Genomic DNA, 25,209 nt, shown 5'->3' with positions numbered 1-25,209 from the left:
GGCTCACCGCGCCGAGCAGCTTGAACGCCCCCGCCCCGCCGACCGGATCGAGCGCCCCCGCGCCAAAGATCAGCAACGGCACCGCGAGCGGCAGCATCACCAGCCCCGCCACCGCGCTCCCGCCGCGCAACCCCGCGACCAGCGCCCCCGTCGCGACCGCCAGCGCGGCAAGCCCCGGCGTCCCGATCGCCAGCCCGATCTCGACCCGCAGCAACGTCGCCCCCGACAGGTCGAGCAACCCCGCCGCAATCATCGCCGCCAGCATCAGCGGCGGCGCGAACGCCACCCAATGCGCGACGATCTTCGCCGCCGCGACCAGCGCCAGCGACACCCCGCGCACGCGCAACTGGTCGAGCACCCCGCTCTCCAGATCCGGCCCCACCAGCCGCTCGACCGGCAGCAAGGCCGCGAGCAGCGTCGCCGCCCAGATCACCCCGCCCCCGACCCGCGCGAGCACCGCCGCATCGGGCCCGATCGCGAACGGAAACAGCACCGCGACCAGCAGGAAGAACGCGACGACCAGCGCCGCCCCGCCCCCCGCATAGCCGCGCCGCACGTCGCGCAAGGTCAGCGCCAGCATCACGCCGCCTCCTCACCAGACAGGACGATCGTCTGCGCCCCCGGAATCGCCAGCGGCAGATGCGTCGCGGCCAGCACGATCCCGCCCGCGTCCCGGTGCCGCGCGATCAGCGCCTCGAGCCGCCCGAGCGACGCCGCATCGAGCCCGTTGCCCGGTTCGTCGAGCAGCCAGATCGGCGCGCCCGACGCGACCACGCGCGCCATTGCCACCCGCCGCCGCTGCCCGGTCGACAGCATCCGCACCGGCACCCCCGCGAGCGCCGCCAGCCCGACAGCGTCGAGCGAGCCCGCGACCGCCGCCGCGTCCGCCCCGTCGAGCGCCGCCCAGAACGCGAGCCCCTCGCTTACCGTGCGCTCCGCATCCAGCGCCGCCGCCTCGGCGAGCAGCGCGATGCGCCCGGTCGCCGCCACCGCACCCGCGGCGGGCGGCAGCAACCCCGCGGCGATCCGGATCAGGCTCGATTTGCCGACGCCGTTCGGCCCCGCGACGACCGCTGCGTCGCCCGCCGCCAGCGCGAACGACACGTCGTCGAACAGCCGCCGTCCGCCGCGATCGCAGGCGACACGGCGAAACGCCAGGCTCACGCCGCGGCGTCTTCCAGCGCATGCATGTCGTCGTCGCTCAGCCCGAAATGATGCCCGATCTCGTGGATCGTGACATGCGCGACCAGATCGTCGAGCCGCACCCCCGTCTCGATCCATTCCTCGAGGATCGCCCGCCTGTACAAGGTGATACGGTCGGGCATCGCGCCACTATCCATCGACGATTTTTCGCCCAGCGGCCGCCCCTGATACACCCCCGACAGGTCGAGCGGATGCTCGATGCCGAGCTCTGCCAGCGTCTCCTCGTCGGCGAATTCCTCGATAGCGAAGACGACGTCGCCCAGATGCACGCGGAATTCGGCGGGCAGCCGCGCGATCGTCGCGCGCCCGATCGCCTCGATCGCAGCCGCATCGGGCGCGAGCCCCTGCGTATCACCATGGATTGTCGCTTGCCCGCTCATGGCTCCAGCCATACGCGTTGGCGATCCATAGCTGCAAGGGTACGCGAATGATCGAGGCACTGAACGAGACCGAGCGGGCCGAGGCGCTCGATGGGCTCGACGAGTGGGATTATGACGATGGCCGCGACGCGATCACTCGGACGATCGTGTTCGCCGATTTCGTCGAGGCATTCGGCTTCATGACCCAGGTCGCGCTGATCGCCGAGCGCGCCAACCATCATCCCGAATGGAAGAATGTCTGGAACCGCGTCGAGATCCTGCTGACCACCCACGACGCCGGCGGCCTCTCCCCCCGCGACATCGAAATGGCCGAAGCGATCGACGCCATCGTCGGCGACTCCTGACGGCACCAACCCCGTCATCCTGACGAAAGTCAGGATCCAGAGCCCCAAACGGCAACGCCCGTGACACTGGGTCCCGGATCAAGCCCGGGATGACGGAGGCGCCCCCCTACCGCTTCACACTCCGCCGCATCCGCTTGCGCAGCGACCCCGGCATCCAGCGCGCGGCGAACGCCATGCGGTGCGCCGTCTTGCCGACATAGGTGTGGACCGCGTTGCCGTGCACCGCCGCCCAGGCCGCGTCGGCGACCGCCTCGACCCCGGTCAGCTCGAGCCCCGCGCCCGTCACCGTCTCGCGGATCGACCGGTTCGATCCCCCCGCGGTCGTGTTCAGCAGCGGCGTGTCGATGAAGCTCGGCACGATCGCGCGCACCTTGATCCCGTCGCCCGCCCATTCGCCGTCGAGCGCCTCGGTGATCGCGCGCACCCCGAACTTGGTCGCCGAATAGGGCGCCAGCCCCGACGAGCCATAGATCGCCGACGCCGACGCGGTGTTGAGCAGGCACGATCCCGGCGTTCGCTTCAGATAGCCATGGCCGATCTTCGCGCCGTTCAGCACGCCGACCAGGTTGACCCCGACCACCCGGTCGATCTCGGCGAAGTCGGTCGTCGCGAGCGGCCCGCCAGAGCCGATCCCGGCATTGTTGAACAGCACGTCGAGCCGCCCGCCCGTCACGGCGGTGAACGCATCGAGCGACGCCACCCACGCCTCGCGGTCGCGCACGTCCATCACATAGGTCGACGCCCCCTCGGGCAGCAGCGCCGCGGTCTCGGCCAGCCCCGCGGCGCTGACGTCGGCCAGCCCGATCCGCCAGCCCTTGCGCGCGAACAGCAAAGCGGTCGCGCGGCCGATCCCCGATCCGCCGCCGGTGATGAATATGCTCTGCTGGCTCATGGCCGATCCTCTCCGTTTGATTTTGCGGTATGTTTCCCGCATCCTGCGCCCAGATGCCAGATCAATCTCCAGCGCTCGCTTTCGAACGCGTCACCAAGGCTTACGGCGCGACGATCGCGGTCGATGCGGTCTCGCTCGAGATCGCGGGCGGCAGCTTCGTCGCGCTCGTCGGCACCTCCGGATCGGGCAAGTCGACCCTCCTCAAGACGATCAACCGCCTCGTCGAGCCCAGCGACGGCCGCGTCCTGCTCGACGGCACCGACGTCATGCACGGCCCCGCGCCCGCGCTGCGCCGCCGGGTCGGCTATGTCTTCCAGAATATCGGCCTGTTCCCGCACATGACGATCGCCGAGAACATCGCGATCGGGTTGCGCATCGCCGGCCGCGGCGACGAGGCCGATGTCGGCGCGCTGCTCGATCTCGTCGACCTGCCGCGCGACATCGCCGGACGCCTGCCCGACGCGCTGTCGGGCGGCCAGCGCCAGCGCGTCGGCATCGCCCGCGCGCTCGCACCGGGGGCAAGGCTGCTGCTCCTCGACGAGGCGTTCGGCGCGCTTGATCCCGTCACCCGCGACGCGCTCGGCACGCGCATCCGCGAGCTGCACGACCGGCTGGGCCTCACCACCATCCTCGTCACGCACGACATGGCGGAGGCGTTGCTGCTCGCCGACCGCGTGCTCGTCATGAAGGCCGGGCGGATCGTCGCCGATGCGACCCCCGCCGCGCTCGTCGCGGGTGAGGGCGGCGACGACGCGCAGGCTCTGGTCCAGGTCCCGCGCGCGCAGGCCGACCGCCTCCGGGCGCTCGTCGCATGAGCGCGCTTCTGGACGCGCTGACCCGCGTGCCGCCATTGCTCGCCAGCCACGTGCTGCTGTCGGCGGCGGCACTCCTGCTCGGCATCGCGATCAGCCTGCCGCTCGCCATCTGGTCCGCGCGCAACGCCACGGTTGCGCGCGTCGCGCTGGGCTTCGCCAGCCTCGTCCAGACGGTCCCCAGCCTCGCGCTGCTCGCGCTCTTCTATCCGCTGCTGCTCAGCCTGTCCGCGCTGGTCGGCGGCGGGATCCCGGCGCTGGGCTTCCTCCCCTCGCTGATCGCGCTCACGCTCTATGCGCTGCTGCCGATCCTGCGCAACGCGGTCGCGGGGCTGCAGGGGCTCGATCCTGCGGTGTCGCAGGCCGCCGACGCGGTCGGCATGACGCCCGCGCAGAAGCTCCGCCTCGTCGAGGCCCCGCTCGCCGCCCCCGTCGTCGTCGCCGGCATCCGCACCGCCGCGGTCTGGACGATCGGCGCGGCGACGCTGTCGACCACGGTCGGCCAGCCGAGTCTGGGCGACCTGATCTTCGCCGGGCTCCAGACGCAGAACTGGGCGCTGGTCCTCGCCGGCTGCGTCAGCGCAGCGGCGCTCGCGCTCGCGGTCGACGCGCTGATCGGCGGGATCGAACAGGGCATCCGCGCACGCCGTCGCTGGCTGTGGATCGCGAGCGCCGCGCTGCTGGTCGCAGGGACCGCGCTCGCCACCGCGCCGCTCTGGCCCCGCGGCGGCGGCGGCGACCGGACGGTCGTCGTCGGCGCGAAGAATTTCTCCGAGCAATATATCCTCGCGCGGCTCATCGGCGACCGGCTGACGCGCGCGGGCTACACCGTCACCTATCGCGACGGGCTCGGCTCAGCGCTCGTCTTCGGTGCGCTCGCCGGCGGCGATATCGACGTCTATGTCGACTATGCCGGCACGATCTGGGCCAACGAGATGAAGCGCAGCGACGTGCCCGAGCGCACCAAGATGGTCGCCGATATCGGCGCTTGGACGAAGAGCACGCACGGCGTCGGCCTGGTCGGCACGCTCGGGTTCGAGAACGCCTATGCCTTTGCGATGAAGGCGGAGCCTGCGCGCCGCCAGCGCATCGCGAGCCTCGACGATCTGGTGAAGGCCGCGCCCGGCCTGACGCTCGGCAGCGACCTCGAATTCCTCGAACGCCCCGAATGGGCGGCAGTGAAACGCGCCTATCCGCTCCGCTTCGCACGCACCACGCCGTACAGCCCGACCTTCATGTACCGCGCGCTGCAGAGCGGGAAGGCGGACGTCATCTCCGCCTTTTCCTCGGACGGCCGGATCGCCGCGGACAAGCTGACCGTGCTCACCGACCCGCGCCACGCGATCCCGGGCTATGACGCGATCCTGATGGTCGCCCCCGCCCGCGCGAACGACGCCCGCTTCGCCGCCGCGCTCCGCCCGCTCGTCGGCCGCATCCCGGTCGAGGCGATGCGCACCGCCAACTACCAGGTCGACCGCGACACCGACAAACAGACCCCCGAAGCCGCCGCCCGCTGGCTGGCCAGCAAGATCGGCCTGTAACCCGAACGCTGAACCGCCCCCACCCCGTCATCCTGACGAAAGTCAGGATCCAGAGCCACGGAGGGCGGCGCTGTTGGGCTCTGGATCCTGACTTCCGTCAGGATGACGCGAGCCTCAGAAAAACAACTTCCGCACGCTCAACCGCACCGTCCGCCCCAACGGATCGAGATAATCCGGCTGATAGGTATTCGGCACCGCCCCGCTCGCATCCGTCACCCGCTGCCGCGTGTTGAACACATTGTCGACCGACAGCGTGACGCGCATCCCGCGCAGCCACGGCCGCGCCTTCACCCATTCGAGCCGCTGCCCCAGATCCGCGAACAGCCGCACGTTTGCGGTCGCCAGCCCGCCGAAATTGAGCGTCTCGGGCGCCGCCGCGGTCGCGGCCGGGAAGGCGGCGATCGGATTGTCGGTCCGGCTGTCGACATAATTGGCGGTCAGCGTCACCTCGCGCCCCGCCCAGGGCTTCACCGTCAGCCCCAGCTTGGTCACGCGGTTATTGTCCGCGCTCAGCCCGGGATTGCCGCCGCTGATCGTCGTCACCGTCGCGGTCGTGCCCTGGACATAATCGAACACGCGGACATTGGGCGTCGTGATCGACGGATTGCCCAGCTGCTGCGCGGTCGGCGCCTGGTCGGTGTCGGTCACCGACGCGATCAGCCGCACCGCCGGGATCGGCGCCCAGTTCGCGCCATAGCCGAGCGTCGTCAGCGTGCCGAAATCCGACAAATGATCCTGCGCCAGGTTGAAGTTCGCCGACAGCGTGCCGAGGAACGGCAGCACGTCCTTCGACCGGCTCGCGATCGGCAGGTCGACATTGACCTGGCCGTTGACCGTGTCGCGCGCCACCTGACCGCGCTGCGCGAACCCGCCGCGATCCGACCGGCTGTCGAAATCGGCGGTCTCCGCGCCCAGCTTGAGCGTCGTCGACACGTCGCCCGCGGGCAGCGCGAACAGCCGGCCATTGGCGACCGCGTCGATCCCGCCGATGCTCTGCGTCGCATAGGCGCGGTTGCCCGCCGCCGCGCCGATATCCGCCGCGGTCAGCGCGCCCAGCGGCACCGCGGTCGGATCGCCCGCCGCCAGCCGCGCATTGAACGCGCCCGCATCGACGCCCGTATCGGTGAAGGTCTGCGTATCGCTGCGATCGTAATTACCCGTCACCGTCCAACGCCACGTGCCGACATCCCCGTTCAGCGTCGTGCCCAGATGCGCCGCGATCGACGACGCGCGCTGCGCCAGCGGCAGGAAGCCCGGATCGTCGAGCGCGCGGTTGATCACGCTCCCGTCCGCCAGCGTCAGCGCGGCGACGGGCAGGCCGTTCAGGCTGCGGCTGTCGGTCGATTCGAGCCGTCCGTTGATCGTCGCGCCGACATTGCCGAAGATGTTGCGCGCATAGACGCTGTTCGCGGTGAAGGTGCTCGTCTGGCCCTGCAGCGTGCGGAACGGCGTCGGATCGACGACCGTGCCGCCCGCTCCCACCGCCCCGCTGCCGTTGCCCCCCGCGATCGGCACGATGTCGCGCTCGGCCTCGGTCAGCGCCGAGCTCGTCGTATATTCGGCGTGGAGGTTCACCCGCCGGTCACGCGCGATCGTCAGCAGGTCGAGCTTGGCCTGCGGCGTGTTCGTCCCCCCCTCGGTCGGCATCCGGTCGATCGCCTCCGCGGTCACCGCGCGAAAGCGGCGGCGCAGCACGAAGTTCACGACCTTCTGGTCCGCGCGATAGCCATATTTCAGCGCGACCTCCTCGGGCAGGATCTCGACGCGCTGGATCGCCTCGGTCGGGATGTCGCGGATTTCCGAAAAGCTCGAGATGCGCCGCCCGTTGAGCAGCACCACCGGCGCGCCCCCGCTGCCGCGCCCGCTCGTCGTCTGCGGGCTGAGTTCGGCGAGCAGGTCGGACACCGAGCTGACGCCGTAGGAACGGATGTCCGCCTGCCCCAGCGTCTGATCGGGCGGAATGTCGCCGACCACCGATCCGGGCAGCTTGCGCGATCCGGTGACGACGATCTCCTCGCCCTCGACGCTATCCTCCGGCTCGGCTGCGGCACCGTCCGTCTGCGCGCCCTCTGTCGCCGGCACCGGCGCAGGCGCCTGTTGCGCCGCCGCCATCGCCGGCAGGCTCACCGCCAGCATCAAACCCAGTGTACGCATAACCCTGATATCCCATCGACCTGACCCCGGCACCTAGGCGCCAATTGTCGCAGGATTATGCCGCTTCACCGCGCCGCGTCGGTCGGTCCGGCCATGATTCCGGCGGCCCCGACGGCGGGCGGCGTCCCGATCAGCTCCATCCGCGTCGTCGTCGCACCCAGGTCGATCCCCGCCTCGCGGAACTGGCGCAACAGCGTGAACAGCAGCGCGCTGCGCACCGGATAGGCATCGCGCGGGCTCGCGACATAGGCGAAGCAGTTGAGCTTCGCGCGGCCGCCATCGACCGAATCGATGAACACCTTCACCTCGGGATCGTCGAGCACCTCGCTCTGGTCGGCAAAGGCGGTGAATAGCATCGTCCGCACCGCGTCGAGATCGCTCTCGATCGGGACCGAGAACTGCAGCTGGATCCGCCCGATCGGCGCGGCCAGCGTCATGTTCTGGATCGTCTTGGTGATCAGCTCCGAATTGGGGACGATCAGCGTCGATCGGTCGGCGACCTGGATCTCGGTCGACCGCACGTTGATCCGCTTGACGTCGCCCTCCTGGTTGCCGATCCGCACCCAGTCGCCGATCTTGACCGGCCGCTCGGCGAGCAGGATCAGCCCCGACACGAAATTCTGCGTGATCGCCTGCAGGCCGAAGCCGATGCCCACCGACAGCGCACCGAGCACCACCGCCAGCTTCTCCATCCCGATCCCGAGCGCGGCGAGCGCCCACAGCACCGCGGCGATGATCCCCGCATAGCGCGCGACCATCGTCACCGAATTCTGCGCGCCCGCGTCCATCGCGGTCGTCGGCAGGTAGCTGTTGACCAGCCAGTGCTGCAGCCCGCGCATGATCGCCAGCGCAACGAACAGCACCGCGATCGACCGCAGCACCGCGCCAGGCGATATCGTGATCTCGCCGACCGTAATCCCGCCCGCAAGCGTCCCGAACAGCTCGAACACCGACGTCACGCCCGCCCCGAACGGCGCCATCACCGCGCCGAACGCCAGCATGATCAGCATCAGCCGCAGCACCGCCGACAGCAGGACGCCGATCTGGTCGACCGTCCGGTTGCCGACCCCGAAGCCGCTGTTCGCGCTGCGCCCGATCCGGTTGCTGCTCGACAGCGCGGCGCGGCAGGCGTCGTCGGTGAAGGTCATCATCAGGTACAGCGTCGCGCCGACGATCGCCCCCCACACCATCCACTGCGCGGTCTTCAGCGCGAAATTGACGTATCCGGTCAGCGTCGCGACGAACGCGACCAGCACCGCCAGCCACACGACCAGCGCGACGATCGCGAGCAGGCTGTTGCGGGCGGGCTTCTCGGGATCGGGCTGGGCCGCCGCCCTCAGTCGCCCGAGCGCGACCAGCACGCCGGCGATCAGCGCCAGGTGGAGCAGCGCGATCAGCGCGTTCGCCGCGGTCGACGCCGCCGCACTCGCGCCGACCAGCGCGTTGGCGGTGATCAGCAGCTGGCCGAAGAACACCAACCCCGCCGCTGCCCAGGTGAAGGGGCGCAGCGTCTGCGCCGCGCTGTCGCCGATCGGCAACAGCCGCCAGCTCGGCTGCGCGCGCAACAGCAACGCGCCGCCCAACGCCGACAGGAAGGCCGCAAAGAACGACAATCCGACAAAACGCGTCGCGATCTGGTCGAACGCGGGCGACAGCAAGGCGGACCAGCGCAGCGACTGAACGAACGCCAGCGCGGCGAATCCGGGCAACATCGTGCCGATCACCACCAGCCACAGCGCATAGGCGGACCGCCGGATCCGCCCCCCCGGCGCATGATCGGTCGCATAGCCGCGCCCCAGCCGGTGGAGCGCACCGCGCACCGGCACGAGCAGCACCAGTGCGGCGAGCAGCCCGGTCAGCGCGATCATCGCCGCCTGCATGTCGAACCGCTGCACGAACTGGCGCGCGCCGGTCGCCGCGAACCGGTTCAGCCGCGCGGTGTCGCGCGGCAGGTGATCGACGATCGCGGTCCACAGCGTCGGCGACAGTGGCGACGCGCTGCGCTCGGACAATTGCTGGCCCAGCTCCTCCGCCTCGGCCGCACCTATATCGTCGATCTGCTGCTTGGCCTCGACCCCGATCAGCCGCGCGCGCTTGATCGCCGAATCGATCGCCGACTGGCTCTGCGCGAGCAACCGGCGCTGCTGGCGGATCTCGGGCGCCTCGACCACCCCCGGCGTCGCCGCGCCCAGCTCGGTCACCCGCGCCTGGACCAGCGCCATTTCGGGCGTCAGCACGCGCACCGCCTCCGCTGCGGTCGCCTGCACCGCCTCCGCCCGCGTCCGCAACGCCTGCCGCGCCGCATCGTCACGCGCCTCGACCGCCGCATCGTCGACCGCCTGCAACTCCGCCGACGCCCGCGTCAGCCCCGCCGCCACGGTCGCCACCCTCGCCTCGTCCTGCGCCAGGGCAGGCACAGCGGACACGAGCAGCAGCACCGCGGCGAAATAGCGCAAAACGATCATCCGCCCGGCTCTACAGCGTCACAGCCAAAAACGGGAGAGCCCGCCGCGATGGCCCGCCCTCCCTACACACCACCCCGGCGAAGGCCGGGGCCCAGTTGGGAAGGCTGAAGTAACGACGCGCAGCATCAGCCCAGCCACGTCCCCCAACTGGACCCCGGCCTACGCCGGGGTGGTGGACCCCTTGTTCTCCCGCGAAGGCGGGAGCCCAGTTTGTTTTCCCGCGAAGGCGGGAGCCCAGTCTGGGTCCCCGCCTCCGCGGGGACACAAGGGCCGAAACGCCTATTCCAGCTCCAAAATCACCTGATCCACCGCCAGGCTGTCCCCCGCCGCCGCCGATACCGACTTCACCACGCCGGTCTTCTCCGCGCGCAGGATATTTTCCATCTTCATCGCCTCGACCACCGCGAGCGCCTGCCCCGCCTCAACCCGGTCCCCCGCCGCGACGTCGAGCCGCACCAGCAGCCCCGGCATCGGGCAGATCAGGAATTTCGACAGGTCGGGCGCGACCTTCTCGATCAGGTGCGCGGCATAGGGCGCGACCCGTGCGGGCAGCACGCGCGCGACATGGCTCGCGCCGCGCGTCGTCAGCCTGAAACCCGCGCGCGCCTTCGCGATCCGGATCGTGAGATGCTCGTCGCCCTCGACCATCACCATCCGGTCCCCCGGCGTATATTCGAGCGACAAGTCGAGCTCGACGCCATCGACTGAAATCCCGTCGGTCGACACGCGCACGTCGTGATCGGTCCCGCCGATCGTCACCACCCAGTCCGCGGGCGGACGCAGCCGCCGCCCGAGCTGCCCGTCGATCCGCCGCGCGCGGTCGGCTTCTGCCGTCGCGGCAAAGGCGGCAACCGCGGCGAGCGTCGTCAGCAACGTCGCATCCGCGGGCGCGCCGTGGAACCCGTCGGGATATTCCTCGGCGATGAACCCGGTCGTCAGCGCGCCCGACTGGAAGCGCGGTTGCTGCATGATCGCCGACAGGAAATCGATGTTGTTCCCCGGCCCCTCCAGCTCGAACGCGTCGAGCGCCGCGATCTGCGCCGCGACCGCCCCCTCGCGCGTTGGCGCCCAGGTGATCAGCTTGGCGATCATCGGGTCATAGAACATGCTGACCTTGCCCCCCTCGCGCACGCCGTCGTCGACACGGACGCGGGGTTCTTCTGCCCCCCCTCCCGCAAGCGGGAGGGGAGACGTCTCAGGCGGATTATACCGCACCAGCCGCCCGATGCTCGGCAGGAACCCGCGATACGGATCCTCCGCATAGACCCGGTTCTCGATCGACCAGCCGTTCAGCTTCACGTCGTCCTGTGCGAACCCCAGCGGCTCGCCCGCCGCCACCCGGATCATCAGCTCGACCAGATCGAGCCCGGTAATCTCCTCGGTCACCGGATGCTCGACCTGGAGCCGCGTGTTCATCTCGAGGAAGTAGAATCCCTCGCCGCTCGTATCCGCGCCCGACACGATCAGCTCGACCGTCCCGGCCGAATAATAGCCCACCGCCCGCGCCAGCGCGACCGCCTGCTCGCCCATCGCCTTGCGCATCTTGGGCGTCACGAACGGCGACGGCGCCTCCTCGACGACCTTCTGGTGGCGCCGCTGGATCGAGCATTCGCGCTCGTTCAGATAGACGATGTTGCCATGCTGGTCGCCGATCAGCTGGATCTCGATATGCCGCGGGCTTTCGATGAACTTCTCGATGAACACGCGGTCGTCGCCGAACGATGCCAGCCCCTCGCGCTTGGTCGCCTCGAACCCCTCACGGACGTCCTGCTCGCTATAGGCCAGCCGCATGCCCTTGCCGCCGCCGCCCGCCGACGCCTTCATCATCACCGGATAGCCGATGTCGCCCGCAATCCGCACCGCCTCGTCGGTGTCCGCGATCTCGCCCAGATAGCCCGGCACGACGTTGACGCCCGCCGCCTTGGCGAGCTTCTTCGATTCGATCTTGTCGCCCATCGCCGCGATCGCAGCCGGCGGCGGCCCGACGAACGCGATCCCCGCCTCGGCACACGCCCGCGCGAAGCTCTCGCGCTCGGACAGGAAGCCATAGCCCGGATGGATACAGTCCGCGCCCGTCTCCTTGGCCGCCAGCAGGATCAGTTCGGCCTTGAGATAGCTCTCCGCCGCGGGCGCGGGCCCCAGCCTTACGCTCTCGTCCGCCATCAGCACGTGCGGGCTGCGCACATCGGCGTCGGAATAGACCGCGACGGTCTTGATCCCCATCGCCTTGGCGGTGCGCATCACGCGGCATGCGATCTCGCCGCGATTGGCGACCAGGATTTTCTTAAACATCTCTCGCCCTAAACTGTGCCGTCTCCCCGGCTTGGCGCCGGGTGCGGACGTGTCGTTACTGGTACCACATCATCGATTTGAGCTGCGCGGTCCGTGCCTTGGTCAGGCCGGTGCGGCAGCCGGCGATCGTCATCGCCTGCGCCGATCCGCCGGCATATTGCCCGCCCTCGATCACGCACTGCGTATCGCGGAACTTCAGCCACGCGCGCTGGCTTTCGAGCAGCGATCCCGCAAACCCGAAGCCACCGCCACGCGACGTGTCCTGCGCATCGCGCCGCTTCATATAGGCATAGGTTCGCTTCCACTGCGCGGTCATCGCCGCGTCCGCCTGCGCATAGCTGCTGCCCGCGGACCGGGTCATCTGCGCCTGTGTCTGCATCGGCGCGGCGGCCATCAAAAGTGCGATCAGCAGCATGTCTTGGCCTCGCGCATCGGCTCCGGCCCGACCATCGGCGTCATGCCGAGCTTGGCCAGCAACGCCGCATCCGCGCTGTCGCCCGCATTGCCCGTCGTCAGCAGCGTGTCGCCGGTGAAGATCGAATTTGCCCCCGCCATGAAACACAGCGCCTGGGTCGCCTCGGACATGCTCTCGCGCCCCGCCGACAGCCGCACCATGCTCAGCGGCATCGTGATCCGCGCGACCGCGACGGTCCGCACGAACTCGATATCGTCGATCTTCGCGAGCGGCGTGTCCGCGAGCATGTTGCCGAGCACCGTCCCCTTGACCGGCACCAGCGCGTTCACCGGCACGCTCTCGGGATGCCGCGGCAGCGTGGCGAGGGCATGGACGAAGCCGACGCGGTCGCTGCGCGTCTCGCCCATCCCGACGATCCCGCCGCAGCACACCGAGATGCCCGCATCGCGCACGTTCGCCAGCGTCTCCAGTCGATCCTCGAAGGTCCGCGTGGTGATGACGTTGCCGTAATTCTCCGGCGAGGTGTCGATATTGTGGTTGTAGTAATCGAGCCCCGCATCGGCGAGCTGCTTCGCCTGCTCCGCGTCGAGCATCCCGAGCGTCATGCACGTCTCCAGCCCCATCGCGCGGACGCCTTCGACCATCGCCACGACCTTCGGCATGTCGCGGGCTTTAGGGTTGCGCCAGGCCGCGCCCATGCAGAAACGCTGCGATCCCGCCGCCTTGGCGTGCGCGGCGTCGGCGAGCACGGCATCGACGTCCATCAGCTTTTCCGCCTTCAGCTGCGTGTCCGCGCTCGCCGACTGCGAACAATAGCCGCAATCCTCGGGGCACCCGCCGGTCTTGATCGACAGCAATGTGCACAGCTGCACCTCGCTCACCGCATGATGCGCCCGGTGCACGGTCTGCGCCCGGTACATGAGTGCGTCGAACGGCAGGTCGAACAACGCCGCGATCTCCGCGCGCGTCCAGTCCATACGCACCGTGCCCCCCTCCCCTTCAGGGGAGGGGCTGGGGGTGGGGCCCGTCCGCATATCCGACGTCGCGCTCGCGGCGGAACCCCATCCCAACCCCTCCCCTGAAGGGGAGGGGCTCGCAGGCGCGCCATAGCCGTCACCGGAGGGGCTCGTGCGGATCATCGTATCGGTCATTCTGCGGCTTCCTCTTGCGGGCCCATATTATGGCCGAGGAGCTTCAACACGTCCTCGGCGGCCTGGATCAGGTTGGTGCCGGGTCCGAAGATCGCCTGGACCCCGGCATCACGCAGCGCCTGATAGTCCTGTGCGGGAATAACGCCACCCGCGATCACCTTGATATCCGCGCGTCCCGCCTCGCGCAGGTGGCCGATCAGCTCGGGGATCAGCGTCTTGTGCCCCGCTGCCAGGCTCGACGCGCCGACCACGTCGACGTCCTTGGCCAGCGCCAGCGCGGCGACCTCTGCCGGGGTCTGGAACAGCGCCCCCGGCACGATCTCGAACCCCAGATCGCCGAACATCGACGAGACGAGGTTGGCGCCGCGGTCATGCCCGTCCTGCCCCATCTTGGCGACCAGCATGCGGGGCTTGCGGCCCAGCCGCCGCTCGGTCGCTGCGACCCCGTCGGTCAGCCGCGTCCAGCGCGCATCATCCTCATAGGCGCCGCCATAGACGCCCGACACCGGCGTCGGCTGCGTCCCGTAGCGCCCGAACACATCCTCCATCGCCGACGAGATCTCGCCCAAGGTCGCCCGCGCCCGCGCACACTCGACCGCGAGCGCGAGCAGGTTCTCCGAGCCCTTAGCGCCCTCGCGCAGTGCATCCAGCGCCGCCCGGCACGCATCCTCGTCCCGCGTCGCCTTCACCCGCGCGATCCGCTCGACCTGCCCTGCGCGCACCGCGACATTGTCGACGTCGAGGATCTCCATCGCGTCCTGCTCGGCGAGTCTGTACTTGTTCACCCCGACGATCACGTCCTCGCCGCGATCGACGCGCGCCTGGCGCCCCGCCGCGGCTTCCTCGATCATCGCCTTGGGCCAGCCCGCCGCGACGGCCTTGGCCATCCCGCCCTCGGCCTGAATCCGCTCGATCAGCGTCCACGCGCCGTCGACCAGGCTCTGCGTCAGGCTCTCGACATAGTAGCTGCCGCCCAGCGGATCGACGACCTTTGTCATCCCCGTCTCTTCCTGCAGCACGATCTGCGTGTTGCGCGCGATTCGTGCGGAAAAGTCGGTCGGCAGCGCGATCGCCTCGTCGAGCGCGTTGGTGTGGAGCGACTGCGTGCCCCCCAGCATCGCCGCCATCGCCTCGATCGTCGTGCGCATGACGTTGTTGTACGGGTCCTGCTCGGTCAGCGAGACGCCGCTCGTCTGGCAATGCGTGCGCAGCATCTTCGACCGCTCGTCCTGCGCGCCCAGCTCCGTCATCGCGCGGTGCCACAGCACGCGCGCGGCGCGCAGCTTGGCGATCTCCATGAAGAAGTTCATGCCGATCGCGAAAAAGAACGACAGCCGCCCGGCGAACTTGTCGATGTCGAGCCCGCTCGCGACGCCGTATTTCACATATTCCATGCCGTCGGCGATCGTGAAGGCGAGCTCGTGGAGCTGCGTCGCCCCGGCCTCCTGCATGTGATAGCCGCTGATCGAGATGCTGTTGAACTTGGGCATCTCGCGGCTGGTATAGCCGAAGATGTCCGAGATAATCCGCATGCTCGGCTCGGGCGGGTAGATGTAGGTGTTGCGGACCATGAACTCCTTGAGGATGTCGTTCTGGATGGTCCCGTCGAGCAGGTGCCGCGGCACGCCCTGCTCCTCGCCCGCGACGATGAAGAAGGCGAGGATCGGGATCACCGCGCCGTTCATCGTCATGCTGACCGACATCTTGTCGAGCGGAATCCCGTCGAACAGGATCTTCATGTCCTCGACGCTGTCGATCGCGACGCCGGCCTTGCCGACATCGCCCGTCACGCGCGGATGGTCGCTGTCGTACCCGCGGTGCGTGGCGAGATCGAACGCGACCGAAAGCCCCTTCTGCCCCGCGGCAAGATTCCGCCTGTAGAACGCGTTCGACGCCTCCGCGGTCGAGAACCCCGCATATTGCCGGATCGTCCACGGCCGCCCCGCATACATCGACGCCCGCACCCCGCGCGTGAACGGCGCGAACCCGGGGAGGCCGGGGTCGGCGGTCACGTCCGCCGCGGTGTAGAGCGGCTTGACGTCGATCCCCTCGGGCGTCGCCCAGGTCAGGTCGGCGCCCTTCACCTCCTTGGCAGCAGCAGCCTCCCACTCGGCAAGCGTCGGATTTGGTTTGTGCGTATCAGTCATGCTTGAAACACCACCCCGGCGAAGGCCGGGGCCCAGTTGGAAAGGTCGAAATAATTGAGCGCAGCACCAGCCAATCCGCCGCTACCCAACTGGGCCCCGGCCTCCGCCGGGGTGGCGCGATCGATGGGCGCCGTGTCCCCGTGAACACCGGCCAGCCCGTCTGAACGGGTCGAACTCGTCGCGCCAGTCATGCCCAAAACACCCCCCCGGCGAAGGCCGGGGCCCAGGTGGAAAGGTCGCAGTAACGAAGCGCAGCACCGGCCAATCCGCCGCTACCCAACTGGGCCCCGGCCTCCGCCGGGGTGGCGCGACAAACGGTCGTCACGTCCCCGTGAACACCGGCTTGCGCTTCGTCAGGAACGCGATCCCGCCCTCCATCGAATCCGCGGACCCGCGCGCGGCCCGCTGGTTGACCGCCTCGGCCTCCATCGCGCCCGCATAATCACTCGCATACGCAGCCGTGATCGCACGCCGCATCAGCCCCAGCGCCACCGTCGGCATCGCCGCCAGCCGCTCCGCCAGCGCGAACGCCTCCGCGTCGAGCGCATCGTCCGCGACGACCTTGTGCACCATCCCCCAGTCGAGCGCCTTGGCCGCGGGCACGCGCTCGCCGAGCATCATCATCTCGGTCGCGCGCGCACGCCCGATCAGCCGCGGCAGCATCCACGACGCGCCGCCATCGGGCACCAGCCCGATATTGACGAACGCCTGGAGGAAATACGCGCTTTCGCTGGCGACACAGAAATCCGCAGCAAGCGCCAGGCTGCACCCGATCCCCGCCGCCGGTCCGCGCACCGCGCTGACCACCGGCACGCCCAGATCGGCGATCGCCGCCATGGCCGGATTATAGCTCCCCGTCAGCGCCTGATAGGTCGCCGCACCCGGATCGTCCGACCCCAGCGCCCCGCCACCGACATCCGCGCCCGAACAGAACGCCCGCCCCGCGCCCGCGATCAGCACCGCCCGCGCACCGTCCAGATCGCCGAGCGCCGCACGCAGCTCCTCGAACATCGCCGGCGGCGCCGCATTCAGCCGGTCGGGCCGGTTGAGCGTCAGCACCAGCACGTCGCCACGCCGCTCGCTCAGGATATGCTCATAGGCGGTCATGCCAGTCTCCCCCATCGATTACGCTCGAATCCGCCAGCCCCACCCGGTCCGTTCGCCCTGAGCGAAGTCGAAGGGCCTGAGTCCCACGCACTCCGACCACGCCCAGCACCAACGGACGAAGGATGCGGGGTCAATGATCCTCCCCCGGCGTTTCCATCAACTCGACGAGCATGCCGCCAAAGTCCTTCGGGTGGACGAACACGATCGGCGTGCCATGCGCACCGATCCGCGGTTCGCCGAGCACCGTCGCCCCCTTGGCCTTCAGATCCGCGACCGCGGCCGCGATATCGGGCACCTCGAAACAGACGTGATGCTGCCCGCCCGCCGGGTTCTTGCGCAAAAACCCCGCGATCGGCGAGCTGTCGTCATAAGGTTCGATCAGCTCGATCTGCGTGTTGGGCGCATCGATGAAGCACACCTTCACGCCCTGCGCAGGCAGGTCGAACGGCTCCCCGATCGCAGTCGCGCCGAGCAGCAACCGGTACGTCTCGACCGACTTCGCGATCGACGGCGTCGCGACCCCGACATGGTTGAGGCGGCCGAGAGTCATTGCGCATCCTCCGCCGCGGGCGGCGCAGGCGGCGGCGGTGGCACGACGCCCAGCGTGTAGCCGCACACCCCCAGCACCTGCCGCACCATCGCATCGCTCGCCGGCGCGGCGAAATTGGCCTGCACCGCAAAGCCTGCGCCATTGGTCGCCTCGACCCGCAGCGTCTTCGATTTGACCAGGAACGTCGTCAGCCGGGTGATCGCCACGGGATCGGTGATGTACGTCCCCGTCCCCGGAAACTGCCAGTTATAGGTGAAGGCCGGCCCGCCATCGAAGCGCACCGCGACCGGCTTGTCCGCGCCCTGCCCGAGCGACTGCGGCTGGATGAACTGGATCGACACGATCGACTCGGTGCCGACGTCGCACTTCACGACGAACCGCGACAGCCCGTCATTGCCCGTGACCGAGGTGGAGATGCTCCGCACCCCCGCCGCATTGGTCCGGTCGGCGAGCTTCCACGCGGGCGTTGCTGTGCTTGTCGCAGCCGCGGCTTGGAGAAGCAGAAGCGCGATCATTGCTCGATCCTCGGGGTCGGTCGTATCCCGGACCGCATTTCCTCGAACGTTTCCAGACGGATCAGGCGCCCGTTGATCTGGATGACCGAGTCGACCACACGTCGCACCTGCCCGTTGGTCGCGGCAAGTTCCTCATTCAACCGTTCCACCTTGCTGCGGAGCAGGATGACGGATTCGATCGTCCGCATCGCGTCGCCGATCATGCTCATGCGACACGCTCCGCGTCGAGCAGGCCGGCGTCGCGCAGCCTGGCGTCGATATCGGCGCGCAGACGCTGCTGCCCCTCGATCGCCGCATCGAGCGCGGCGTGCATCGCCGGGAGCGCCTCGTCGAGTTCGTGGATCAACAGCTTGAAGCGGTCGTCCTCGGTCATGTCGCCCTCCACGACATAGCGCGAGGTCGCCTCGCGAACGACATGCCCCACGGACATGCCGTTGCTCGCCGCAAACGCGTCGAGAGCCGCCTTGTGATCGGGGGTGGTCAGAAACGTCACGCGTTCGGTCTGCATGTCACGACTCCTTCGCATGACATGATAATGTGCTTGGCATGACCCAACAAGCCGCCCCCTCAGAGCGGGATGTTGTCATGCTTCTTCCACGGATTTTCGAGTTGCTTGCCGCGCAGCTTGCGCAGCCCCAGCGCGATCCGCCGCCGTGTCGAATGCGGCTGGATCACCTCGTCGATGAAGCCCTTGCTCGCCGCGACGAACGGGTTGGCGAAGCGCGCCTCGTACTCTGCGGTGCGCGCGGCGATCTCCTCGGGCGTCTTGCCGCGGAAGATGATCTCGACCGCGCCCTTCGCGCCCATCACCGCGATCTCCGCGGTCGGCCATGCATAGTTGAGGTCGCCGCGCAGATGCTTCGACGCCATCACGTCATACGCGCCGCCATACGCCTTGCGCGTGATCACGGTGATCTTCGGCACGGTCGCCTCGCCATAGGCGAACAGCAGTTTCGCGCCGTGCTTGATGATGCCGTTATGCTCCTGCGCGGTGCCGGGCAGGAAGCCGGGGACGTCGACGAACGTCACGATCGGTATCTCGAACGCGTCGCAGAAGCGCACGAACCGCGCCGCCTTTTTCGAGCTGTTGATGTCGAGCACGCCCGCGAGCACCATCGGCTGGTTCGCGACGAAACCGACGGTGCGCCCCTCGATCCGCCCGAAGCCGGTGATGATGTTGGCCGCATGCGCCGGCTGCGTCTCGAAGAAATCGCCCTCGTCGACGACCTTCCGGATCAGCTCATGCATGTCATAGGGCTGGTTCGCCGACGCCGGGATCAGCGTGTCGAGGCTCTCCTCGACCCGGTCCCACGCGTCCGCGGTCGGGCGCTCGGGCACGCCCGCACGGTTCGATTCGGGCAGGAAATCGAAGAAGTCGCGCGCCGCGAGCAGCGCCTCGATGTCGTTCTCGAACGCATTGTCCGCGACCGACGTCTTGGTCGTGTGCGTTACCGCGCCGCCCAGCGCCTCCTGCGTCACCACCTCGTTCGTCACCGTCTTGACCACGTCGGGCCCGGTCACGAACATGTAGCTCGAATCCTTCACCATGAAGATGAAGTCGGTCATCGCCGGGCTGTAGACTGCGCCGCCCGCGCAAGGCCCCATGATCAGCGACAACTGCGGCACGACGCCGCTCGCCAGCACGTTGCGCTGGAACACCTCGGCATAGCCGCCAAGGCTCGCGACACCCTCCTGGATGCGCGCGCCGCCGCTGTCGTTCAGCCCGATGATCGGCGCGCCGACCTTCATCGCGCTGTCCATCACCTTGCAGATCTTCTGCGCGTGGCGTTCGCTGAGCGACCCGCCGAATACCGTGAAATCCTGGCTGAACACGAAGACGAGGCGGCCGTTGATCGTGCCAGAGCCCGTGACCACGCCGTCGCCGGGGATCACCTGGTCCTGCATGCCGAAATCGACGCAGTTATGCTCGACATACATGTCGAGCTCCTCGAACGATCCCTCGTCCAGCAGCACGTCAAGGCGCTCCCTTGCGGTGAGCTTTCCCTTGGCGTGCTGCGCTCCGATCCGCTTGATACCCCCGCCCACTCTTGCGGCTTCGCGGCGTCGTTCAAGCTCTTCGATCGTCGATGACATCGTCTCTCCGTCCTGCTGGGGGCTTTCACAGAGCGTGAGCCATTGCGCAAATGCAATGTTGCAAACTTGTGCCACCCATGTTTGCAAACTACACCCTCAGCATGACCAATCCCCCACGCCGCCTCTTCGTCGGACACCGGCTGCGCGACCTTCGCGGCACGCTCGGGATCAGCCAGGCAGCGATGGCGGTCCGGATCGGCATCTCGGTCAGCTATCTCTCGCAGATCGAAAATGGCGACCGCCCGGTCAGCGAGGCGGTGCTCGTCACATTGGCGCGCGAATTCCCCGCCGACTGGGGCAGCATCGACGCCGCCGACGACATCGCGCTGCTCGTCGCGACGCTCGAGGCCGTCACCGACACCAGCGTCGCCGCCCCCACGCTCGACGAAAGCGCGATCCGCCGCGCGGTGAAGCATCAGCCCCTGCTCGCGCAACGCCTCGTCGCGATGCACGACGCCTATCGCCGCGCGCAGGAGCAGTTGCGCGCGCTCGACGACCGGCTGGTGGCGGGGTCAGGCGCACCCGGGCTGCTCCCCTGGGAGGATGTCCGCGACTGGTTTCACGCCGCGGGCAATTATGTCGACACGCTCGATCGTCGCGCGGAGGAAATCGGCGAGACGCTCGGCAGCGACCGGATCACAGCGCTCGAGGCGCGGCTTGCGGCGCGCGGCGTCTCGGTGACAATCTCGGGCGCGCTCGCCGCGCCGTTACGCGACTATGACGGCGCGACGCTGCGGCTCGACGGATCGCAACCCGGCGAGACCACGCTCTTCTCGCTCGCGCATCAGGTCGCGCGCGGCGAATTCGCCGATCTGATCGCCGACATCGTCGCCGCCTCCGACATGGCGTCGGAGACCGCGCGTGCGCTGCTGACCGCGGGGCTCACCAATTACGCCGCGGGCGCGATCGTCATGCCCTATACCCGCTTCCGCGCAGAGGCGCGCAGCGTCCGCCACGATATCGACCGGTTGCGGCGGATCTTCGGCACCAGCTTCGAACAGACCTGCCACCGGCTCTCGACCTTGCAGCGTCCCGGCGCGCTCGGCATCCCGTTCTTCTTCTGCCGCGTCGACATGGCGGGCAACATCACCAAGCGCCACTCCGCCACCCGCCTCCAGTTCGCGCGCTTCGGCGGCGCCTGCCCCTTGTGGATCGTCCACGAAGCGGTCGCGATCCCCGACCGCATCCTGACGCAATTGCTCGAGACCAGCGACGGCATCCGCTACGTCTCGATGGCCAAGGGGCTGGTGAAACCGTCCGAAACCTATACCCGGCCTGCGCGCCGCTATGCGGTGGCGCTGGGCTGCGAGGAAGCGAACGCGTCCGAATTCATCTACGCCGACGCGCTCGGCACCGGCGGCATCGCCACCCCGATCGGCGCATCCTGCCGCATCTGCCTGCGCCCCGACTGCGACCAGCGCGCCTTTCCGCCGGCTGCCAGCGAAATCCGCGTCGACCCCAACCGCCGCGGCGCGGTGCCGTATGAGGTGGTGTGAGCACGCCCCTCGCCTAAGTACCCCCCCGGCGAAGGCCGGGGCCCAGTTGGGGGACCGAAATAACGAAGGACAACGCGGAGTCACGAGGGCCTTCCCACCTGGACCCCGGCCTCCGCCGGGGAGGTAGTGTACTTGGCTGACCACTCGCCCCAATCCGGCGACCCAGGACAGGCAGCGGCATCCAGCCCACAGCCCCCAAAACCCGTCATCCCCGCGAAGGCAGGGATCCAGACCGGCAAACCACGGCGATACCCACAAAGGCCAGCCAGTCTGGCTTCCCGCCTCCGCGGAAATGACGGCACGGGACGCACGTCCCGGTCAAAAAACCCGTTCCCCCGCGAAAGCGGGGGCCCAGGGTCAAGCAGCGCAGCGCTTCATAACCCTGGACTCCCGCCTCCGCGGGAGAACGGCCAAGGCAAACGCCCCCTCAATCCTTCGGAAAGAACCGCTCCACCACGTTACTCGCCAGTCGCGAAGGCCGAAGCGTCTCCGCATCCAGGCAACACCAGCTCGACTTCACCTCGGCGAGCACATCCTCGCCACGCTTGATGATCGTCTCGTAAAACGCCCGCGCGCCCTGCACCTTTTCGAGCAGCACCGTCGCGATCACGTCGTCGTCCAGAAACGCCGGCTTGCGGTAGGTAATTTCGTGTTTCAGCGCGACCCACAAATGCCCCGCCACCGCCTCGGCCGGGGCGAGCCGCTGCCAGTGATCGATCACCGCGGCCTGTACCCACTTCAGATAGTTCGCGTTGTTGACGTGACCCATGAAGTCGATGTCGGCCGGCTCGATGCCGATGGCGTAGATATGGGGAATGGCTGTTGACACCCCACCTATATAGCATGGGCGGGGGCTTATAGCGATGACGACGCTGCTTCGACACCGACAATAAACGCTATTCCGGCCCGCCGCGCTTGTCCCTAGCATGATGCAACGCCGCCCTCTTGTGTTGCCTAAATACAACACCATCTCTGGCCAAAGACCACAGGGATACGCCCATGAACATCGACAAATTCACCGACCGCGCGAAAGGCTTCCTCCAGTCCGCGCAGACCGTCGCGATCCGCATGAACCATCAGCGGATCGCGCCCGAGCATCTGCTGAAGGCGTTGCTCGAGGACGAACAGGGCATGGCCGCGGGGCTGATCGCGGCCGCGGGCGGCGACGCGAAGCGCGCGACGGCCGAGACCGATCTCGCGCTCGCCAGGATCCCCGCGGTGTCGGGCTCGGGCGCGCAGACCACGCCGGGCATCGACAATGACGCGGTCCGTGTGCTCGACCAGGCCGAGCAGATCGCGACGAAAGCGGGCGACAGCTTCGTCACCGTCGAGCGGCTGCTCGTCGCGCTCGCGCTGTCGCTCAACACCGCCGCGGGCAAGGCGCTGAAGACCGGCGGCGTCACCCCCGAGGCGCTCAACACCGCGATCAACAGCGTCCGCCAGGGCCGCACCGCGGACACCGCGGGCGCCGAGGATCGCTATGACGCGCTCAAGAAATTCGCGCGCGACCTGACGCAGGCGGCGCGCGACGGCAAGCTCGACCCCGTCATCGGCCGCGACGAGGAGATCCGCCGCACGATCCAGATCCTCGCGCGCCGCACCAAGAACAACCCCGCGCTGATCGGCGAACCCGGCGTCGGCAAGACCGCGATCGCCGAAGGCCTGGCGCTGCGCATCGCCAATGGCGACGTCCCCGATACGCTCAAGGACCGCCGCCTGATGTCGCTCGACATGGGCTCGCTGATCGCGGGCGCGAAATATCGCGGCGAGTTCGAGGAGCGGCTGAAGGGCGTGCTCGACGAGGTGAAGGCCGCCGAGGGCGACGTCATCCTGTTCATCGACGAGATGCACCAGCTGATCGGCGCGGGCAAATCCGAAGGCGCAATGGACGCAGGCAACCTCCTGAAACCCGCGCTCGCCCGCGGCGAACTCCACTGCGTCGGCGCGACCACGCTCGACGAATATCGCAAATATGTCGAGAAGGACCCCGCGCTCCAGCGCCGGTTCCAGCCCGTCATGGTCGGCGAACCCACGGTCGAGGACACGATCTCGATCCTGCGTGGCCTCAAGGAGAAATACGAGCTCCACCACGGCGTCCGCATCACCGACGGCGCGATCGTCGCCGCCTCGACGCTGTCGAACCGCTACATCACCGACCGCTTCCTCCCCGACAAGGCGATCGACCTGATGGACGAGGCCGCGAGCCGGATCCGCATGGAGGTCGAATCCAAGCCCGAGGAGATCGAGACTCTCGACCGCCGGATCATCCAGCTCAAGATCGAGCGCGAGGCGTTGAAGCGCGAGACCGACGAGGCGTCGATCGACCGGCTCGACACGCTCGAGGGCGACCTCGTCAATCTCGAGGAACAGTCCGCCAAGCTGACGACGCGCTGGAAGGGCGAGAAGGACAAGATCAACGCCGAGGCGCGGCTGAAGGAACAGCTCGACGCCGCGCGGCTCGAGCTGGAGCAGGCGCAGCGCTCGGGCGATCTCGCACGCGCGGGCGAGCTCTCCTACGGCACGATCCCTGGGCTGCAGCGCCAGCTCGACGAGGCCGCGGGCGCGACCAAGGGCGCGATGCTGCGCGAGGAGGTCAATGCCGACGACATCGCCGGCGTCGTCAGCCGCTGGACCGGCATCCCGGTCGAACGGATGCTCCAGGGCGAGCGCGACAAATTGCTCGCGATGGAGGCGACGATCGGCAAGCGCGTCATCGGCCAGGCCCATGCGGTCAAGGCCGTCTCGACCGCGGTCCGCCGTGCGCGCGCCGGGCTGCAGGATCCCAACCGGCCGCTCGGCAGCTTCCTGTTCCTCGGGCCAACCGGCGTCGGCAAGACCGAGCTGACCAAGGCGCTCGCCGAATTCCTGTTCGACGATCCCTCGGCGATGGTCCGCATCGACATGAGCGAGTTCATGGAAAAGCACGCGGTCGCGCGGCTGATCGGCGCGCCTCCCGGCTATGTCGGCTATGAGGAGGGCGGCGTGCTTACCGAGGCGGTCCGCCGGCGTCCCTATCAGGTGATCCTGTTCGACGAGGTCGAGAAGGCGCATGGCGACGTGTTCAACGTGCTCCTCCAGGTGCTCGACGACGGCCGCCTGACCGACGGCCAGGGCCGCACGGTGGATTTCAGCAACACGCTGATCATCCTGACGAGCAATCTCGGCAGCCAGTATCTCGCCAACATGGCCGAGGGCGACGACGTCTCGTCGGTCGAACCGCAGGTGATGGAGATCGTCCGGTCGCACTTCCGCCCGGAATTCCTCAACCGCCTGGACGAGGTGATCCTGTTCCACCGTCTGGGCCAGGCGCACATGGCGCCGATCGTCGACATCCAGGTGTCGCGCGTCGACAGGCTGCTCGCCGACCGCAAGATCACGCTCGACCTCACCGAAGCCGCCCGCGCCTGGCTCGGCCGCGTCGGCTACGACCCCGTCTACGGCGCAAGGCCCCTCAAACGCGCGGTCCAGCGCTACCTCCAGGACCCGCTCGCCGACATGATCCTGCGCGGCGAGGTCAAGGACGGCGCCACCGTCCATATCGACGAGGGCGACGGGAAACTGGTGCTCGCGGTCGGGTGAGCCCCCGAACCGCAGGCACAAAAAAAGGGCGGGTCCCGAAGGACCCGCCCCGATATGTCGCGTGGGTATCGG

22 protein-coding genes are annotated in these 25,209 nt (G+C 68.6%); 5 read left to right on the top strand and 17 right to left on the bottom strand.

Features of this window, described 5'->3' with window-relative positions; translation table 11 throughout:
* From GV027_RS13070 to GV027_RS13060, 3 genes are all read right to left on the bottom strand, one after another.
* A partial coding sequence (locus GV027_RS13070) for a heme exporter protein CcmB (protein WP_159512131.1) occupies window positions 1-580 on the bottom strand: 580 nt, incomplete at its 3' end.
* Window positions 580-1,164 (bottom strand): heme ABC exporter ATP-binding protein CcmA, encoded by a 585-nt coding sequence (ccmA, locus tag GV027_RS13065; RefSeq protein WP_201302694.1) that lies wholly within the window; start codon window positions 1,162-1,164, stop codon window positions 580-582. The genes GV027_RS13070 and ccmA, both read right to left, overlap by 1 nt.
* A complete protein-coding gene (locus GV027_RS13060) occupies window positions 1,161-1,583 on the bottom strand; it encodes a metallopeptidase family protein (protein WP_234387565.1) in 423 nt (140 codons plus the stop codon). The genes ccmA and GV027_RS13060 overlap by 4 nt, the downstream gene beginning before the upstream one ends.
* Before the next feature lie 47 nt (window positions 1,584-1,630).
* On the opposite strand from GV027_RS13060, the gene GV027_RS13055 reads away from it, so the two are divergent.
* Window positions 1,631-1,927 (top strand): 4a-hydroxytetrahydrobiopterin dehydratase, encoded by a 297-nt coding sequence (locus GV027_RS13055; protein WP_031394518.1) that lies wholly within the window; start codon window positions 1,631-1,633, stop codon window positions 1,925-1,927.
* A gap of 106 nt (window positions 1,928-2,033) precedes the next feature.
* Here the strand turns inward: GV027_RS13055 and GV027_RS13050 are convergent, their stop codons facing one another.
* Complete coding sequence (locus GV027_RS13050; RefSeq protein ID WP_159512129.1) at window positions 2,034-2,819, bottom strand: SDR family oxidoreductase; 786 nt, start codon at window positions 2,817-2,819, stop codon at window positions 2,034-2,036.
* 53 nt (window positions 2,820-2,872) lie between these two features.
* Here GV027_RS13050 and GV027_RS13045 point away from each other — a divergent pair, with 53 nt between their 5' ends.
* Window positions 2,873-3,634 carry an ATP-binding cassette domain-containing protein gene (locus GV027_RS13045; protein WP_159512128.1) on the top strand — a complete coding sequence of 254 codons (762 nt, stop codon included), beginning with the start codon at window positions 2,873-2,875 and terminating at the stop codon, window positions 3,632-3,634.
* Window positions 3,631-5,172, top strand: coding sequence for an ABC transporter permease/substrate-binding protein (locus GV027_RS13040; RefSeq protein WP_159512127.1), 1,542 nt, complete (start codon window positions 3,631-3,633; stop codon window positions 5,170-5,172). The genes GV027_RS13045 and GV027_RS13040 overlap by 4 nt, the downstream gene beginning before the upstream one ends.
* 114 nt (window positions 5,173-5,286) lie before the next feature.
* Here GV027_RS13040 and GV027_RS13035 read toward each other — a convergent pair whose 3' ends face one another.
* The 12 genes from GV027_RS13035 to GV027_RS12975 all read right to left on the bottom strand — a co-directional run bounded on the left by GV027_RS13035 (window position 5,287) and on the right by GV027_RS12975 (window position 20,062).
* Window positions 5,287-7,326, bottom strand: coding sequence for a TonB-dependent receptor plug domain-containing protein (locus tag GV027_RS13035; RefSeq protein ID WP_159512126.1), 2,040 nt, complete (start codon window positions 7,324-7,326; stop codon window positions 5,287-5,289).
* 65 nt (window positions 7,327-7,391) lie between these two features.
* The gene (locus GV027_RS13030) at window positions 7,392-9,791 is read right to left on the bottom strand and encodes a DUF3772 domain-containing protein (RefSeq protein ID WP_159512125.1); all 2,400 of its coding nucleotides are present in this window, start codon (window positions 9,789-9,791) and stop codon (window positions 7,392-7,394) included.
* Between the two features lie 279 nt (window positions 9,792-10,070).
* Entirely contained in the window at window positions 10,071-12,083 is a 2,013-nt protein-coding gene (locus tag GV027_RS13025) for an acetyl-CoA carboxylase biotin carboxylase subunit (protein ID WP_159512124.1), read from the bottom strand.
* Window positions 12,084-12,138: 55 nt separating this feature from the next.
* Window positions 12,139-12,498 carry a lysozyme inhibitor LprI family protein gene (locus tag GV027_RS13020; protein ID WP_159512123.1) on the bottom strand — a complete coding sequence of 120 codons (360 nt, stop codon included), beginning with the start codon at window positions 12,496-12,498 and terminating at the stop codon, window positions 12,139-12,141.
* Entirely contained in the window at window positions 12,489-13,532 is a 1,044-nt protein-coding gene (bioB, locus tag GV027_RS13015; protein ID WP_159512904.1) for a biotin synthase BioB, read from the bottom strand. The genes GV027_RS13020 and bioB overlap by 10 nt, the downstream gene beginning before the upstream one ends.
* A 113-nt stretch (window positions 13,533-13,645) precedes the next feature.
* Entirely contained in the window at window positions 13,646-15,796 is a 2,151-nt protein-coding gene (gene scpA / locus GV027_RS13010) for a methylmalonyl-CoA mutase (protein ID WP_159512122.1), read from the bottom strand.
* 321 nt (window positions 15,797-16,117) lie between these two features.
* Window positions 16,118-16,903: an enoyl-CoA hydratase-related protein gene (locus tag GV027_RS13000; RefSeq protein WP_159512120.1), complete on the bottom strand. Its 786-nt coding sequence runs from the start codon at window positions 16,901-16,903 to the stop codon at window positions 16,118-16,120.
* A gap of 130 nt (window positions 16,904-17,033) precedes the next feature.
* The gene (gene mce, locus GV027_RS12995; RefSeq protein WP_159512119.1) at window positions 17,034-17,453 is read right to left on the bottom strand and encodes a methylmalonyl-CoA epimerase; all 420 of its coding nucleotides are present in this window, start codon (window positions 17,451-17,453) and stop codon (window positions 17,034-17,036) included.
* Entirely contained in the window at window positions 17,450-17,968 is a 519-nt protein-coding gene (locus GV027_RS12990) for a hypothetical protein (RefSeq protein WP_159512118.1), read from the bottom strand. Before GV027_RS12990 ends, mce begins: the two co-directional genes overlap by 4 nt.
* Window positions 17,965-18,177 carry a hypothetical protein gene (locus tag GV027_RS12985; protein WP_037530777.1) on the bottom strand — a complete coding sequence of 71 codons (213 nt, stop codon included), beginning with the start codon at window positions 18,175-18,177 and terminating at the stop codon, window positions 17,965-17,967. The genes GV027_RS12990 and GV027_RS12985 overlap by 4 nt, the downstream gene beginning before the upstream one ends.
* Complete coding sequence (locus GV027_RS12980) at window positions 18,174-18,476, bottom strand: hypothetical protein (protein WP_056673713.1); 303 nt, start codon at window positions 18,474-18,476, stop codon at window positions 18,174-18,176. Before GV027_RS12980 ends, GV027_RS12985 begins: the two co-directional genes overlap by 4 nt.
* Before the next feature lie 59 nt (window positions 18,477-18,535).
* Window positions 18,536-20,062 carry an acyl-CoA carboxylase subunit beta gene (locus tag GV027_RS12975; RefSeq protein ID WP_159512117.1) on the bottom strand — a complete coding sequence of 509 codons (1,527 nt, stop codon included), beginning with the start codon at window positions 20,060-20,062 and terminating at the stop codon, window positions 18,536-18,538.
* 101 nt (window positions 20,063-20,163) lie between these two features.
* Between GV027_RS12975 and GV027_RS12970 the strand changes: the two genes are divergently transcribed.
* Window positions 20,164-21,558 carry a helix-turn-helix domain-containing protein gene (locus tag GV027_RS12970; RefSeq protein ID WP_159512116.1) on the top strand — a complete coding sequence of 465 codons (1,395 nt, stop codon included), beginning with the start codon at window positions 20,164-20,166 and terminating at the stop codon, window positions 21,556-21,558.
* Between the two features lie 427 nt (window positions 21,559-21,985).
* On the opposite strand, the gene GV027_RS12965 is transcribed toward GV027_RS12970, so the two are convergent.
* Complete coding sequence (locus GV027_RS12965; protein ID WP_031441838.1) at window positions 21,986-22,387, bottom strand: acyl-CoA thioesterase; 402 nt, start codon at window positions 22,385-22,387, stop codon at window positions 21,986-21,988.
* Between the two features lie 170 nt (window positions 22,388-22,557).
* On the opposite strand from GV027_RS12965, the gene clpB reads away from it, so the two are divergent.
* Window positions 22,558-25,137 (top strand): ATP-dependent chaperone ClpB, encoded by a 2,580-nt coding sequence (clpB, locus tag GV027_RS12960; RefSeq protein ID WP_159512115.1) that lies wholly within the window; start codon window positions 22,558-22,560, stop codon window positions 25,135-25,137.
* Window positions 25,138-25,209: the final 72 nt, after the last annotated feature.

Origin of the sequence: Sphingomonas sp. T1 (assembly GCF_902506585.1) — a bacterium.
Lineage (GTDB): Bacteria > Pseudomonadota > Alphaproteobacteria > Sphingomonadales > Sphingomonadaceae > Sphingomonas > Sphingomonas aerolata.
Note: the sequence above shows the minus strand (reverse complement) of the source record. Positions and strands in the feature narration are given on the sequence as shown.

What these genes read in the sequence shown, in the direction of transcription:
- GV027_RS13060 (WP_234387565.1), bottom strand. Translation starts at nt 1,583, where the DNA reads ATGAGCGGGCAAGCGACAATCCATGGTGATACGCAGGGGCTCGCGCCC.
- GV027_RS13055 (WP_031394518.1), top strand. Translation starts at nt 1,631, where the DNA reads ATGATCGAGGCACTGAACGAGACCGAGCGGGCCGAGGCGCTCGATGGG.
- GV027_RS13050 (WP_159512129.1), bottom strand. Translation starts at nt 2,819, where the DNA reads ATGAGCCAGCAGAGCATATTCATCACCGGCGGCGGATCGGGGATCGGC.
- GV027_RS13045 (WP_159512128.1), top strand. Translation starts at nt 2,873, where the DNA reads ATGCCAGATCAATCTCCAGCGCTCGCTTTCGAACGCGTCACCAAGGCT.
- GV027_RS13040 (WP_159512127.1), top strand. Translation starts at nt 3,631, where the DNA reads ATGAGCGCGCTTCTGGACGCGCTGACCCGCGTGCCGCCATTGCTCGCC.
- GV027_RS13035 (WP_159512126.1), bottom strand. Translation starts at nt 7,326, where the DNA reads ATGCGTACACTGGGTTTGATGCTGGCGGTGAGCCTGCCGGCGATGGCG.
- GV027_RS13030 (WP_159512125.1), bottom strand. Translation starts at nt 9,791, where the DNA reads ATGATCGTTTTGCGCTATTTCGCCGCGGTGCTGCTGCTCGTGTCCGCT.
- GV027_RS13025 (WP_159512124.1), bottom strand. Translation starts at nt 12,083, where the DNA reads ATGTTTAAGAAAATCCTGGTCGCCAATCGCGGCGAGATCGCATGCCGC.
- GV027_RS13020 (WP_159512123.1), bottom strand. Translation starts at nt 12,498, where the DNA reads ATGCTGCTGATCGCACTTTTGATGGCCGCCGCGCCGATGCAGACACAG.
- bioB (WP_159512904.1), bottom strand. Translation starts at nt 13,532, where the DNA reads ATGCGGACGGGCCCCACCCCCAGCCCCTCCCCTGAAGGGGAGGGGGGC.
- scpA (WP_159512122.1), bottom strand. Translation starts at nt 15,796, where the DNA reads ATGACTGATACGCACAAACCAAATCCGACGCTTGCCGAGTGGGAGGCT.
- GV027_RS13000 (WP_159512120.1), bottom strand. Translation starts at nt 16,903, where the DNA reads ATGACCGCCTATGAGCATATCCTGAGCGAGCGGCGTGGCGACGTGCTG.
- mce (WP_159512119.1), bottom strand. Translation starts at nt 17,453, where the DNA reads ATGACTCTCGGCCGCCTCAACCATGTCGGGGTCGCGACGCCGTCGATC.
- GV027_RS12990 (WP_159512118.1), bottom strand. Translation starts at nt 17,968, where the DNA reads ATGATCGCGCTTCTGCTTCTCCAAGCCGCGGCTGCGACAAGCACAGCA.
- GV027_RS12985 (WP_037530777.1), bottom strand. Translation starts at nt 18,177, where the DNA reads ATGAGCATGATCGGCGACGCGATGCGGACGATCGAATCCGTCATCCTG.
- GV027_RS12980 (WP_056673713.1), bottom strand. Translation starts at nt 18,476, where the DNA reads ATGCAGACCGAACGCGTGACGTTTCTGACCACCCCCGATCACAAGGCG.
- GV027_RS12975 (WP_159512117.1), bottom strand. Translation starts at nt 20,062, where the DNA reads ATGTCATCGACGATCGAAGAGCTTGAACGACGCCGCGAAGCCGCAAGA.
- GV027_RS12970 (WP_159512116.1), top strand. Translation starts at nt 20,164, where the DNA reads ATGACCAATCCCCCACGCCGCCTCTTCGTCGGACACCGGCTGCGCGAC.
- clpB (WP_159512115.1), top strand. Translation starts at nt 22,558, where the DNA reads ATGAACATCGACAAATTCACCGACCGCGCGAAAGGCTTCCTCCAGTCC.